This is a genomic window from Nocardioides yefusunii, assembly GCF_004014875.1.
Taxonomy (GTDB): Bacteria; Actinomycetota; Actinomycetes; order Propionibacteriales; family Nocardioidaceae; genus Nocardioides; species Nocardioides yefusunii.
Window position 1 is genome coordinate 953,852 of the sequence record NZ_CP034929.1, and the last position, 13,262, is coordinate 967,113.

The 13,262-nt window shown below is 68.2% G+C and carries 10 protein-coding genes; 6 read left to right on the forward strand and 4 right to left on the reverse strand.

Annotated features, from left to right (window positions below):
• The first annotated feature begins 27 nt into the window (after positions 1–27).
• The 5 genes from glf (at position 28) to EOV43_RS04285 (ending at position 8,196) form a co-directional block, all read left to right on the forward strand.
• On the forward strand, positions 28–1,239 hold the full coding sequence (glf, locus tag EOV43_RS04265) for a UDP-galactopyranose mutase (RefSeq protein ID WP_239022227.1): 1,212 nt from the start codon (positions 28–30) through the stop codon (positions 1,237–1,239).
• On the forward strand, positions 1,236–3,290 hold the full coding sequence (locus EOV43_RS04270) for a glycosyltransferase (protein WP_128219834.1): 2,055 nt from the start codon (positions 1,236–1,238) through the stop codon (positions 3,288–3,290). The genes glf and EOV43_RS04270 overlap by 4 nt, the downstream gene beginning before the upstream one ends.
• A complete protein-coding gene (locus EOV43_RS04275) occupies positions 3,290–4,180 on the forward strand; it encodes an ABC transporter permease (RefSeq protein WP_128219835.1) in 891 nt (296 codons plus the stop codon). The genes EOV43_RS04270 and EOV43_RS04275 overlap by 1 nt, the downstream gene beginning before the upstream one ends.
• Positions 4,180–4,986: an ABC transporter ATP-binding protein gene (locus EOV43_RS04280; RefSeq protein ID WP_128219836.1), complete on the forward strand. Its 807-nt coding sequence runs from the start codon at positions 4,180–4,182 to the stop codon at positions 4,984–4,986. Before EOV43_RS04275 ends, EOV43_RS04280 begins: the two co-directional genes overlap by 1 nt.
• A gap of 339 nt (positions 4,987–5,325) precedes the next feature.
• On the forward strand, positions 5,326–8,196 hold the full coding sequence (locus EOV43_RS04285) for an FG-GAP-like repeat-containing protein (RefSeq protein ID WP_128219837.1): 2,871 nt from the start codon (positions 5,326–5,328) through the stop codon (positions 8,194–8,196).
• An 83-nt stretch (positions 8,197–8,279) separates the two neighbouring features.
• Here EOV43_RS04285 and EOV43_RS04290 read toward each other — a convergent pair whose 3' ends face one another.
• Positions 8,280–9,038 (reverse strand): TIGR03089 family protein, encoded by a 759-nt coding sequence (locus tag EOV43_RS04290; protein ID WP_128219838.1) that lies wholly within the window; start codon positions 9,036–9,038, stop codon positions 8,280–8,282.
• A gap of 57 nt (positions 9,039–9,095) precedes the next feature.
• Between EOV43_RS04290 and EOV43_RS04295 the strand changes: the two genes are divergently transcribed.
• On the forward strand, positions 9,096–10,202 hold the full coding sequence (locus EOV43_RS04295; protein WP_128219839.1) for a mannose-1-phosphate guanylyltransferase: 1,107 nt from the start codon (positions 9,096–9,098) through the stop codon (positions 10,200–10,202).
• A 92-nt stretch (positions 10,203–10,294) separates the two neighbouring features.
• On the opposite strand, the gene EOV43_RS04300 is transcribed toward EOV43_RS04295, so the two are convergent.
• Genes EOV43_RS04300 through cofD form a run of 3 tightly spaced genes read right to left on the reverse strand, consistent with a single transcriptional unit; the run spans position 10,295 to position 13,080 of the window.
• Positions 10,295–11,032, reverse strand: a complete 738-nt coding sequence (locus EOV43_RS04300; protein ID WP_128219840.1) for a DUF3105 domain-containing protein — start codon at positions 11,030–11,032, stop codon at positions 10,295–10,297.
• A 57-nt stretch (positions 11,033–11,089) separates the two neighbouring features.
• Entirely contained in the window at positions 11,090–12,085 is a 996-nt protein-coding gene (cofE, locus tag EOV43_RS04305) for a coenzyme F420-0:L-glutamate ligase (protein ID WP_128219841.1), read from the reverse strand.
• Positions 12,082–13,080, reverse strand: coding sequence for a 2-phospho-L-lactate transferase (gene cofD, locus EOV43_RS04310; RefSeq protein ID WP_128219842.1), 999 nt, complete (start codon positions 13,078–13,080; stop codon positions 12,082–12,084). Before cofD ends, cofE begins: the two co-directional genes overlap by 4 nt.
• Positions 13,081–13,262: the final 182 nt, after the last annotated feature.

Consider the following 13,262-nt stretch of genomic DNA (forward strand, 5'->3'; position numbering starts at 1 on the left):
AACACACTCAACCGAGGAGCAGAGAAGTTGTCAGAGTCCGCCCCGTCGAACACCGTCGACCAGACCGAAACCCCTGACCTGGTCGTCGTCGGCTCCGGCTTCTTCGGCCTCACGATCGCCGAGCGCGCAGCCAACGAGCTGGGCCTCAAGGTCCTCGTCCTCGAGCGTCGCGACCACATCGGTGGCAACGCGTACTCCGAGTTCGACGAGGAGACCGGGATCGAGGTGCACAAGTACGGCACCCACCTGTTCCACACCTCCAACAAGCGCGTGTGGGAGTACGTGAACCGCTTCACCTCGTTCACCAACTACCAGCACCGCGTCTTCGCGAAGTACCAGGGGCAGGTCTACTCCTTCCCGATGAACCTGGGTCTCATCAACCAGTTCTTCGGCAAGGCCCACACCCCGGACGAGGCCCGTGCCCTGATCGCAGAACAGGCGTCGGAGTTCAAGACCTCCGAGGCGAAGAACCTCGAGGAGAAGGCGATCTCCCTGATCGGTCGCCCGCTCTACGAGGCGTTCGTCAAGGGCTACACCGGCAAGCAGTGGCAGACCGACCCGAAGGAGCTGAGCCCGGACATCATCACGCGTCTGCCGGTTCGCTACACCTTCGACAACCGCTACTTCAACGACGACTTCGAGGGTCTGCCGGTCGACGGCTACACCGCGTGGCTCAACAAGATGGCCGAGCACGAGAACATCGAGATCCGCACGGGTGTCGACTTCCTCGAGGTCGCCGACGAGTACAAGGGCAAGATCCCGGTCGTCTACACCGGTCCGGTCGACGAGTACTTCAACAACTCCGAGGGTCGCCTCTCGTGGCGCACCATCGACCTGGAGCAGGAGACGCTCGACGTTGACGACTTCCAGGGCACCGGCGTGGTCAACGCCAACGACCCCGAGCTGCCGTTCACCCGCGTGCTCGAGTTCAAGCACCTGCACCCCGAGCGCAAGCACACCCCGGGCAAGACGATCGTCGTGCACGAGTACAGCCGCTTCGCCGAGGAGGGCGACGAGCCGTACTACCCGATCAACACCGCCGAGGACCGCGCCAAGCTGCTCAAGTACCGCGAGCTGGCCAAGGCCGAGCCGATGGTGCTGTTCGGTGGCCGCCTGGGCACCTACAAGTACCTCGACATGCACATGGCCATCGGTGCCGCGCTGTCGATGTTCGACAACAAGATCAAGCCCCACTTCGCCGACGGCGAGGAGTTCAAGAGCGGAGGTGTGGACGCGTGAGCGCCACCCCTGAGAACACCCCTGAGTCCGCCACTGAGTCCACCGCCACGGTGACTCGTCTCCTGCAGCGTCAGATCCTGCCGCAGCAGAGCGACTCCAGCGTCTACCCGCTGTACGTCGACCTCGAGGCCGCTGTCCTCGATGCCGACAAGTACGAGGTCGGCTCGAACCGCAACGCGCAGCAGCTCAACGCCGCTGCGATGCGTCAGTCGATGGCGAGCGGCGCCAAGGTCCACCCCGACCAGTTCCTGACCCGCACCGAGTTCAAGCTCCCCGCGGGCGAGGAGATCTCGTTCGGCACCTACTTCAACGCCTTCCCGGCGTCGTACTGGCGTCGCTGGACGATCGTCTCCGAGGTCACCCTGACCGTCACCCTGCGCGGCAAGGGCGCCCACCTCGTGGTCTACCGCTCGATGGCCAACGGTCGTTCGCAGCGCGTCGACGACGCCTTCACCGGCGACGCCGAGAGCGGCACCTACTCCTTCGACCTGCCGCTGAAGCCGTTCGTCGACGGTGGCTGGTACTGGTACGACGTCGTCGCGGGTGACTCCGACGTCGTCGTCGAGTCGGCCGAGTGGACCGCCGAGGTCCCCGAGGACCGTGCCCAGCACGGCACCGTGGACATCGCCATCACGACGATGAACCGCCCCGACTTCTGCGCCAACCTGATCGCCCAGCTCGGCGAGGACGAGGCCCTGCGCCCCTACCTCGACGAGGTGCTGGTCATGGAGCAGGGCACCCAGCTCGTCACCGAGTCCGAGGTCTTCGCCTCCGCCGAGGCCGCGCTGGGCGACAAGCTCCGCGTCATCGTCCAGGGCAACCTGGGCGGTTCGGGCGGTTACGCCCGCGGTCAGCTGGAGTCGGTCCGCAAGGGCAGCGCCACGTACATGATGTGCATGGACGACGACGTGATCGCCGAGCCCGAGGGTGTCATCCGTTCGGTCACCTTCGGTGACCTCGCGCGCCGCCCCACGATCGTGGGTGGTCACATGTTCAGCATCTACTCGCGCTCGCGCCTGCACTCGTTCGGCGAGATCGTCCAGCCCTACCGCTTCTGGTGGGAGTCGGCCCCGGGCGTCTTCGGCGACTGGGACCTCGGTGCCCGCAACCTGCGTTCGACGCGTTGGCTGCACCGCCGCGTGGACGTCGACTTCAACGGTTGGTTCATGTGCCTGATCCCGCGTCAGGTGATCGAGGAGATCGGCCTCTCACTGCCCGTCTTCATCAAGTGGGACGACTCCGAGTACGGCCTGCGCGCCAAGGCCGCCGGCTTCCCGACCGTCTCGTTCCCCGGTGCTGCCGTGTGGCACGTGCCGTGGAGCGACAAGAACGACGGTCTCGACTGGCAGTCCTACTTCCACCAGCGCAACCGCTTCGTCGCGGCGCTGCTGCACTCGGTCTACCCCAAGGGTGGCCGTATGGTGCAGGAGTCGTTCAACCACCAGGTCAAGCACCTGGTGTCGATGCAGTACTCCACCGTCGAACTGCGCCACAAGGCACTCGAGGACGTCCTTGCCGGACCGGGTCAGCTGCACGCCGACCTTCCGACGAAGCTCAAGGAGATCCGCGAGTTCGTCAAGCCGTTCAGTGACGCGCAGCTCCAGGCCGACCCCGACGCCTTCCCGGCCGTGCGTCGCCACAAGCCGCCGCGCAAGGGTCGCGACGAGACCGGCGTCCCGACCGGTCGTCAGGTCCGGCTCGCTGCCCTCAAGGCGCCGATCCGTCAGCTGCTCCCGGTCCGCCCGACCTCGCGTCAGCACCCCGAGGCCGAGATCCCGGCCATGGACTCGCAGTGGTACCGCCTGACGAAGTTCGACTCGGTCGTCGTCTCGATGCCCGACGGCACGTCGTCGGCGCTCTACCAGCGTGACCCGGCGAAGTTCAACGACCTGCTCAAGCGCACCGTTGACATCCACCTGCGCCTGCGCAAGGAGTGGTCGTCCCTGGCTGCGGAGTACCGCAGCGCCCTGGGCGACATCACCTCGCCCGAGGCGTGGGAGGAGACGTTCCGTCCCTGGACCGCTGCGGCGGACGCCCCCTCGGAGGCTTGATGAGCTCGGTCGTCACCGACGAGCAGGACCTCCCGCCGCTCGCGCCTCCGGCGCCGGGCGGCGGGTTGTTCGAGGTCTTCCGGCAGCGTTACCTGCTGAAGACCTTGGTCAAGAACACCCTGCAGTCGAGCTACCAGGGAACGTTCCTGGGATGGTTGTGGAGCTACGTGCAGCCGGGCATCCGGTTCGCGATCTACTACTTCCTTTTCCAGGTGATGATGGCGCGCGGCGGGGAGGACCTGCCCAACTTCGCCATCCACATGGTCTGCGGCATGGTGATGGTCCACTTCTTCACCGAGGCCTTCAGCGGCGGCACGCAGTCCTTGCTGCGCAGCCGTCGACTGTTGTCGAAGCTGCCCATGCCGAAGGCACTGTTCCCGGTCGCGAAGACGATCGTGGCTCTGTGGCACACCTTCCCGATGCTGGTCATCCTCGTGGTGATCGACGTCCTGGTGGGGTGGCGTCCCGACATGGTGGGCATCGGCGCGGGTCTGCTGGGCTTCGCGATCCTGTTGCCGCTGGGTCTGGCCCTGGCGATGTTCTTCAGCATCCTCAACGTCTTCTGGCGCGACTTCGGCAAGCTGATCGGCACCATCACCCAGTTGGTGACCTTCAGCGTCCCGATGATCTACCCGTTCACGTTCATCACCGCCCACGGTGAGACCTGGACGCAGGCCTACCTGCTGAACCCGGTCGCTGAGGCGGTGCTGCTGATGCAGCGTTGCTTCTGGGTCGGCTCGACCCACGACCCGGCCGGCTTCACCGAGCGGCACATGCCGTCGGACCTGTGGGAGCGCGGCTTCGTCATGCTCGCCGTCAGCCTGCTGATGCTGGCTCTGGCGACGCTGTGGTTCAAGAAGTACGAGGCACGAGTGGTGGAGAGACTCTGATGGCAGCCAACTTCATCGAGGTGCGCAACGCCACCAAGACCTTCCGCATGCAGTACCACCGCTCCATGAAGCAGATGGCGATCGCGAAGGTGAAGGGTCAGCGCACCCACGACGTCTTCAACGCGGTCGACGACGTCAGCTTCACCGTGGAGCAGGGCGAGGCGATCGGCCTGATGGGACTCAACGGTTCGGGCAAGTCGACGCTGCTCAAGCTGGTCTCGGGCGTGATGCGACCCGACGCTGGTTCGGTGCTGACCCGTGGACGCATCGCCGGCCTGATCGCCACCGGTGCCGGGTTCGACCCGCTCCTGACGGGACGCGAGAACCTGTGGCTCCAGGCGGCCATCCTGGGCATGAGCGAGGCGGAGACACGTCGCAAGTTCGACGAGATCGTCGCTTTCGCCAATCTCGGGAAGTTCCTCGAGACCCCGGTGACGTACTACTCCTCGGGCATGAAGGCCCGTCTGGGATTCGCGGTGGCGATCCACGTCGACTCCGACATCTTCATCGCGGACGAGGCGCTGGCGGTCGGTGACCGTCCCTTCAAGCGCAAGTGCAAGAAGAAGATGGACGAGATCAAGGCCTCGGGCACCACGATCTTCTACGTCTCCCACTCGCCGGGTGCGGTCCGTGACCTGTGCTCGCGTGTCCTGGTCCTGGAGAAGGGCCGTCTGGTCTTCGACGGGGGAGTGGACGAGGGAATCCAACTGCTCAAGTACGACGACAAGCCGAAGAAGGGCGCTGCGGCCACGGCTGGCGGCGCGACGGTCACGAACGTCAACGGAGACCTGGAGGAGGACGTCTGAGACGTCCTGGCAGGTCAACGCGCGCGAGCCGGTCCCGACGGGGCCGGCTCGCGGTGTCTTGGCGGACGGGGTGCGTGAGCGTTGCACGTCGTTGACCGGTGACGTCCCGGTGCAGACCAGTGGCCTTGCGGGGCGGAGATGTGTGAATCTCGCCGCGAAATGGGTTTCGAACGCTCAAGATGGGGTGATTCTCCTCTCTGGAACGCAGTGTTCTGAGTCTGCCCGGCGTGTCGGCTGGAAATTACACCGTTGTAGTTACTCACTTTGGTTTACGAAACGGGTGGGGCAGATGTGAAACTTGTGTTCCGTGTGAATCTTCCCCCGCACTGGAGTACCCAAATGAGCATCATCAAGAACCGGTTGAGCACCGCCTGCCAGCGCACGCTGACAGTCGTGGCAGCCGTTGCCCTGATCGCACCCGCAGCGACCGTCATCGAACTCGACGTCGTCACCTCCGGGCCGGACGCACCCTCCTCGTCGGCGACGGCCGGCGCGGTCCTGAGCGCTGCCGTGCCCGTCGAGAGCGTCGAGCCGCAGGTCAACGACTACGCGATCGAGATCGGCGAGCAGGCGGACGCCCTCGCGGCCGAGTCCCTCCCGGTCGAGGCGCACGCCGACCACGACCACGGCGATCACGCCGACGAGACGGACGCCCACGCAGGGCACAGCCACGGCTTGCCTTCCGACGTCGCGCCGGACGAGGTCGTCACGGCTGCGGTGTCCGCACCCGTCGAGGGCTACGGCGCCGTCGGTGTCACCTGGGGTGGCGACGCCGTCGTGTCCGACGCCGAGATCGCGCTGCAGGTCCGCACCCGCGTCGGTGAGGAGTGGAGCGACTGGGACGCGCTGGCCTACCACGACGAGCACGCCCCCGACCCCGAGAGCGCGGAGGGCCAGGGCATCCGCGCCGGCACCGAGGCCACCGTCGTCGGCAACGTCGACGAGGTCGAGGTACGCGTCGACGGTGTCGGTGCGCTCCCCGAGGACCTGACTCTCTCGGTCGTGGACCCGGGCGCCGTCGAGACCCGCACCGAGGCCCCGGCGATCGACACCGCCGACAGCGCTGCCGCCCCCGTCGCGGTCCCGGCCGCCGAGAGCATCGCGCTGAGCAGCGGATCCGTCGCCTCCGACGTCCCTCTCGTGGCGGCTGCCGCCGTCACCGCACCCAAGCCGCTGATCTACTCGCGTGCCCAGTGGGGTGCCGACGAGTCGATCCGCGACAAGTCCTCGCTCCACTACGGCAAGGTCCAGGCCGGCTTCGTGCACCACACGGTGAACGCCAACGACTACACCTCTGCCGAGGTGCCGGGCATCATCCGCAGCATCTACGCGTACCACGTGAAGTCCAAGGGCTGGAGCGACATCGGCTACAACTTCCTGGTCGACCGCTTCGGCCGCATCTGGGAAGGCCGCTACGGCGGGGTGGAGAAGGCCGTCGTCGGTGCCCACACCGTCAACCGCAACTCCAACTCGTTCGCCGGTTCCGCGATCGGCAACTTCGAGACCGTGCAGCCCACCAGCGCGATGATCGACGCCTACGCCTCCCTCTTCGCCTGGAAGCTCGGCCTCAACGGCGTCGCCGCCGACGCGAAGAACATCAAGATCAACGGCGCCACGTTCCAGGCCATCAGCGGCCACCGCGACTCCGCCGCGACTGCCTGCCCCGGCCAGCACCTCTACGCCAAGATCGGCGACATCCGGAAGAAGGCCAAGGCACTGCAGGGAACCACCGGTTCCACCAACACCCCGCAGACCCCGGCACCGACCACTCCGGCACCGACCACCCCGGCCGTCCCGCAGTTCGCCGACCCGGTGATCCAGTCCAACCTGATCGGCACCGCGCACCCCGACATCCTGGTGCGCCGTACGTCGGACAAGAAGCTCTTCGCGATCCCCACCGGTGGCCTCTCCGAGCTGGCAGCCCCCACGACCCTCTACAAGTCGATGGCGACGACCACCCGCGTCTTCACCACCCCCGACATGAACGGCGACGGCAAGGCCGACCTCGTCAGCATCTCGGGCAAGGGCGCCACCACGGTTCGGTACGGCAACGGCAAGGGCAAGTTCACCGCCGGCAAGTCGACCCACGCCGGCACCGCCGGGTACAGCCTCCTGGTCGCCGCCGGCGACATCAACCGTGACGGTCGCGCGGACCTCGTGGGCCGCGACGCCAAGGGCCAGGGAATCGCCTTCCTGCGCAACAAGCACAACAAGTTCGCACGGGTGAAGCTGAACCGCACGTTCAAGACCGTGAGCGCTCTCTACCCCGTGGGCGACGTGACCGGCGACGGTTACCCCGACCTTCTGGCACGGCGCAAGAAGGACAAGGCCCTCGTCATCATCCGCAGCACCGGCTCGCGCAGTTACGCCCCGGCCAAGAAGTTGGCCGGTGACTGGAGCAAGCTCCGCGACATCGTCGGCGGCGTCGACTTCGACAAGGACGGCAAGACCGACATCGTCTTCCGCAACACCGATGGCAACGTCTGGGTCCTGCCGGGTCTCGGCAACGGAACCTTCGAGAGCGCCGCTCTGGGCCCGATCGCCAAGAACACCGCCGTCAGCGCACTGAGCACCGCCCCGCTCAACGGCACCTCCAACCCGGACGTCCTGGGCCGCGTGGGCAAGTCGGTCGTCGTCCTCAAGAACACCGGCAAGTTCGAGCTCGGCACCCCGGTCAGCCTCAAGATCTCGATGCCGACCGCCACCGCGATCGTCAACGCCGGCGACTTCAACAAGGACGGCAAGGGCGACGTCATGGCCGTGCGTGAGAACGGTCAGCTGATCCTGCGCACCGGCGACGGGACCGGCGGTCTCTCCAAGGCGATCGTGATCGGCTCCGGTTTCACCGGCGTCACCAACATCCAGGCCGTCGGCGACGTCACCCGTGACGGTCACCCCGACCTGATGGGCACCCAGGGTGGCGTCACCAAGATCTGGCCCGGCCAGGGCACCGCGAAGCTGAAGGCGGCCATTGCCGCACCCAACTTCAAGGCGCCGCTGGCCCGACTGAAGACGGCCTCGGCCTACGACCCCACCCAGTACGACTGGAAGCTGACGGTCAGCGACCTTCGCCTGGGCGCCGGCACCACGGACCTCGTCGTCCGTGAGCGCACCACGGGCCGCCTCCACGTCTTCGAGAACACCGCCAAGGGCATCGGATCGCGCCGCTACCTGGGTCGTGGCCTCGGGGTCTACGACCTGGCCGGGTGAGGTCGAGGGCCTGCTGAGGCAGGCCCCACGCACGTGTGGCTCGGACCGGGCGGGGAAGACCGACCGTCTCTGGGCGCCCGGCCTCAGGAAGGATTGACCAGGACGCTGGTCGTCCGCTCCTGAGCAGCCACGGCGTCGAGACGGTCGGCGTCCGGACGAGCCACCAGAACCACCGAACCCGCTCGCACGAGCGGCTCGGTGAAGACGTTGACACCTGATGGGGAAGTCGGGTTCAGCGTCGTCAGGAGACGGCCGCGGTCGGTGAGGAGACTCCCGGACGCGGCCGTCTCCCACGTCTGCGCCTGGGTGAGGGTCCCCGCAGCGGTCGTGACGGCTGCGTCGGCGCCCGTGGGGGCGTCCCATGCGGTGAACGCGTCGGGCTGGCCCCACACCTCCACGCCGACGTCGTGGACACCGGCGGGGAGCGGCTCACGGAAACGCACGCCGAGGGGGAGCAGGCTGCAGGCCAGCACCGGGACGTCGTCGGCGATCTCTGCCCAACGCTCCAGGGAGTCGGGGCCGCAGACCACGGCGTCGAGCTCGGAGTCGGCCACGGAGTCGTCCAGGACCACGTCGAGTCCGACCGTCCACGCCGCACCCAGGAAGACGGTGCCGAGCCAGTGCGTGGGCAGGTCGAGACGGATCCGGGCGCCACGCTCGAGATCGTGCTCGTCGGCGAGCAGTCCGGCGGCCTTGGAGACCCAGTTGGCGTAGGTGATGACGGAGAGCTCGACGCGCTCGAAGGTGGAGTGGTCGTAGAAGGTGACCAGCGGTTCGCCGGGGGAGAGCCGCATGACACTGGACAGGGCGGCGGAGAAGGTGGTGGGGGCTGAGGCGCTCATGCCGTCAGCCTAGGCAGCACGCGGGGAATGGCGTGGGCGTGGTCTACCCTCGCGGACATGACCGACACGCAGCAGCTCCCCGACCTGTGGGCCGTGGTGCCCGCCGGTGGCGCCGGGACCCGCCTCTGGCCGCTCTCGCGCAGGACCGCCCCCAAGTTCCTGCTGGACCTCACCGGTGCCGGCCGCACGCTCCTCCAGAGCACCGTGGACCGTCTGGCCCCCCTGGCTGGCGACCGCGTCATGGTGGTCACCGGCGCGGTGCACGCCGACGCCGTGCGCGCCCAGCTCCCCGAGATCGACGGCGACCGTGTGGTCGCCGAACCCTCCCCGCGGGACTCGATGGCAGCGATCGGTCTCGCGGCCGCGTTCCTGGAGGCCAGTGAACCCGACGCGGTGATGGCCTCCTTCGCCGCCGACCACGTCATCACCGACACCGCCGGTTTCCAACGTGCCGTCACCGAGGCCGTCGAGGCCGCACGCCTCGGTTGGCTGGTGACCATCGGCATCCAGCCGACCGGCCCCGCCACCGGCTTCGGCTACATCCGCTCCGGCGCTGACATCGCGGGCACCGCAGCCCGCGTCGTCGAGCAGTTCGTCGAGAAGCCGAGCCGAGAGGTGGCCCAGGGGTACCTCGCCACCGGCGCCTACCGCTGGAACGCCGGCATGTTCGTGGTGCGCCCCGGGGTGCTGCTGGAGCTGCTGGCCGAGACCGACCCGGCGTTCGCCAAGGCCCTTCGCGGCATCGCCGCCGACCCGTCGACGCTGCCCGAGGTGTGGCCGACGCTGCCCAAGATCGCGATCGACCACGCCGTTGCCGAACCCGCAGCCGCGGCCGGACGTGTCGCCAGCGTCACTGGTGGCTTCGGGTGGGACGACGTCGGTGACTTCGCCTCCCTGGGCGACCTGCTCCGCGACCTGCGTGCGGGACAGGGACAGCAGGCTCCTGACGTCGAGGTGATCGGTGACGCGGCGCTGGTGCGCACCGTCGACGCCGGTGGCCTCGTCGTTCCTGCCTCCGGTCGCACGGTGGCCGTGATCGGCCTCGACGACGTGGTCGTGGTCGACACCCCCGACGCCCTGCTGGTCACCACGCGTGAGCGGGCCCAGGAGGTCAAGGCGATCGTCGCCGGTCTCACTGCCGACGGACGCGCCGACCTGACCTGAGGCCTCGCAGCAGGCCACCCGTTACGACGAGGGCCCGTCACCGCATTCGCGGTGACGGGCCCTCGCGCACGCTGCTGAGGATCGAGCCGGGATCAGCCGGCCTCGGGCTCCGGGGAGTCCATGTAGGGGTAGTCCTTCATGAACTTCTCCAGAGCGGCGCCGCTCGGCTCCGAGCAGTACTGCCACACGCCGACGGTCTTGATGTCGGTGTTGTCCTGGCCGCCCTTGGACCAGTGGGTGAAGGCGACGTGCTGGTCCTTGGGGAACGCCTCGCCGTCGGCCTTGGTCCACGGCACGGCCTTGAACTTGTTGCGCATGGAGTTGCCGTCGAACTTCGCGGCCAGACCCTTGACGGTGGCCAGCTTGTCGGCGTCGCCGGCGATGGTCTCGTCGTACCAGAGGACGGTGTAGCCGTGCTCCAGGTTGTGCACCAGGTAGCCCAGGTCGGGACGGTCGTCGGAGTAGAACTTGCGGTCGAAGTTGGTGTCCCAGGACGAGAAGTGCTGACCGTAGGCCGGCGGCGCGTCCGGGTAGTCGATCGGGGTGCCCGGCTCGACGTGGTTGCTGACGCCCTCGTCGCCGTCCTCGCGGGTGATGACCTCGCCGCACACGTCAGCCTTCGCGCCGATGGATGCGAAGTCCTTGGAGCTGAACTTCTTGCGGTCGATCGAATCCGTGACGGGCTTCCACGCAGCGGCCACGATGATGAGCAGTGCGAGAGCACTGGCCACACCGATGATCATGACGTTGCCGCGGCGAGCGGCAGACTTCTGCTGCTTGCGGATGGCATCGAGCTTCGCCTGCCGGTCGTTCTTCTCCTGCTTGGCCACTGTGGCTCTTCTCCGGTGGTCGTTCGGGGTCCGCGGCGCGGACCGGTCGGGGTGAGTCTACGGACGAGTCGGTGAGAAGCACGCCGAAGTGACCAGAGCGGCCTCGGGCGTGGCCTCGACCGGCCGCCAACCGTGGCTGACGGCGACGGCACGCAGCACCGAGGCGGGAGCCGGGGCGGCGAGCTGGACCTCGACGAGATCCTCCTCGAGACGTGTGGTCTGCAGGTCGGGGAAGACCCGACGCAGGGCGGTCGTGAACTCCTCGCTCGCGGCGGCTGCTCCGAAGACGTGCCACCAGGTCTCGTCGGTGGCCAGGGCGGTCACCACCGCCTCGCGGGCACCGAAGCCGAACAGGTCGGCGCCCTCGCCGCGCTGCAGGGAGACAGCCCCCGGGCCGTGGTCGCCGCGCGGGAGCACCAGGTCGGCGCGTCCCCGCACACGGGCCAGCGGACGTCCCCCGAGCTTGCCCTGGGCCAGCTCTGCGGCGCCGGCGATCTCGTCGGCCACGGCCGGGAGGGTGACGGCGAGCGGGTTGCCGTAGGAGTCGACGCTGCCCGCGAACACCTCGGCCGGGGTCAGCCCGGCGACGCCGATCGCGATGTCGGTCTGGCCGTCACGCCAGGCTCGTCCTGCGGTGTCGGTGACGACGACCCCGACGTTGACCCCGGCCAGCTCGGCCAGTCGCTCACGCAGGGTGCGCGCGGTGGCGTCGGGGTCCGCGGGCAGCAGCACGATGGTGCCGGCCTCGACGTTGGATCGATCGATCCCGGCCGCGGCCATCACCAGACCGAGACGGTTCCGCACGATCCGGGTCATGCCCCGGCGCGCCACCACCCGGATGGTCTCGTCCGCGAACGCCTGTTCGTAGGAGGCGTCGTCGCTGGGGCGGATCCGGCCCTCGGCCTTGGAGACGATCTTGGAGGTGACCACGACGACGTCGCCGTCCATCAGGTCCATCAGGTCAGCCACGACGACGGCCAGGTCAGTGCCGGGGACGATCTCGCCGAGGCCGTCGGGTGCGGTGACGGTGATCTCGCCGCTGCGTGCGGTCATGCCGACACCAGCTCGATCGCGGCGGAGACCATCGCCGCCGTGGCGGTCTCGTCGGTCATCATCAGCGGCACCGCGGCGGCCGCGATCCCGGCGCCCTGCAGGGCGGGCACGGCGTCGGCGTCGGCGGTGTCGACCAGCCAGCCGTCGAGCACTCCACCGCTGCTGCGGGCACCGTAGTGCAGGCCCACGCCCGCTGCGGAGACCTCGACGCCGGTGGCGGTGAGGAGCTGGTTGGCCATGCCGCGCACGTGGCTGCCGGCCACGATCGGGGAGAGGCCGACGACCTTGGCGGTGGTGGAGGACAGGGCCTCGCGGACGCCGGGCACGCCGAGGATGGTGCCGACCGAGACGACGGGGTTGCTCGGTGGGAGGACGACGAGGTCGGCTCCGGTGATCGCCTCGACGACGCCCGGCGCGGGGGTGGAGGAGTCGAGGCCGACGGTGAGGACGGCCTCGGCGGGCACCTCGGCGCGCATCCGGACCCAGTACTCCTGGAAGTGGACGACGCGTCGGCCGGAGGGGGAGTCGGGGTCGGTGACGGCGACGTGGGTCTCGACCCGGTCGTCGGTCATCGGCAGCAGGGTGACGCCGGGGTTCCAACGGCGGCAGAGTGCCTCGGTGACCACCGAGAGCGGGTAGCCGGCCTCGAGCATCTGGGTGCGGACGAGGTGGGTGGCCACGTCGCGGTCTCCCAGGCCGAACCAGGTGGGCTCGACGCCGTAGGCGGCCAGCTCCTCCTTGACGCTCCAGGTCTCCGCGCGTCGGCCCCAGCCGCGCTCGTCGTCGATGCCACCGCCGAGGGTGTACATGACGGTGTCGAGATCGGGGCAGATCTTGAGCCCGTGGAGCCACGTGTCGTCGGCGGTGTTGCCGATGACAGTGACGTGGGTGTCCTTGGTGAGCCCGGGTACGGTGGACGTGCTGATGCCGTGGAGAAGTCCGCGGAGAAAGCGGGCTCCGCCCATACCACCGGAGAGCACTGTGACGTTGCGCATGCCGCATATCTTTGCCCGAGTACTCCGGGGTGTGACCAAGTGGTCCGGACCTTCGGTCACAGGCGGCCGCCAATACCACTCGTTGGCTTGACTTACGCGGAACGACAGGCGTGTAATTCCAACTGTGTTGAACGCAGCACCACACGGATGGGGAGTGGTGTTGCTCACAGGTCGAGAGGGCG

Bases quoted from the DNA above. Each gene is read 5' to 3' on its own strand.
- EOV43_RS04275 (WP_128219835.1), top strand. From the start codon at position 3,290: ATGAGCTCGGTCGTCACCGACGAGCAGGACCTCCCGCCGCTCGCGCCT.
- EOV43_RS04290 (WP_128219838.1), bottom strand. From the start codon at position 9,038: ATGAGCGCCTCAGCCCCCACCACCTTCTCCGCCGCCCTGTCCAGTGTC.
- cofD (WP_128219842.1), bottom strand. From the start codon at position 13,080: ATGCGCAACGTCACAGTGCTCTCCGGTGGTATGGGCGGAGCCCGCTTT.
- EOV43_RS04280 (WP_128219836.1), top strand. From the start codon at position 4,180: ATGGCAGCCAACTTCATCGAGGTGCGCAACGCCACCAAGACCTTCCGC.
- EOV43_RS04285 (WP_128219837.1), top strand. From the start codon at position 5,326: ATGAGCATCATCAAGAACCGGTTGAGCACCGCCTGCCAGCGCACGCTG.
- EOV43_RS04295 (WP_128219839.1), top strand. From the start codon at position 9,096: ATGACCGACACGCAGCAGCTCCCCGACCTGTGGGCCGTGGTGCCCGCC.
- cofE (WP_128219841.1), bottom strand. From the start codon at position 12,085: ATGACCGCACGCAGCGGCGAGATCACCGTCACCGCACCCGACGGCCTC.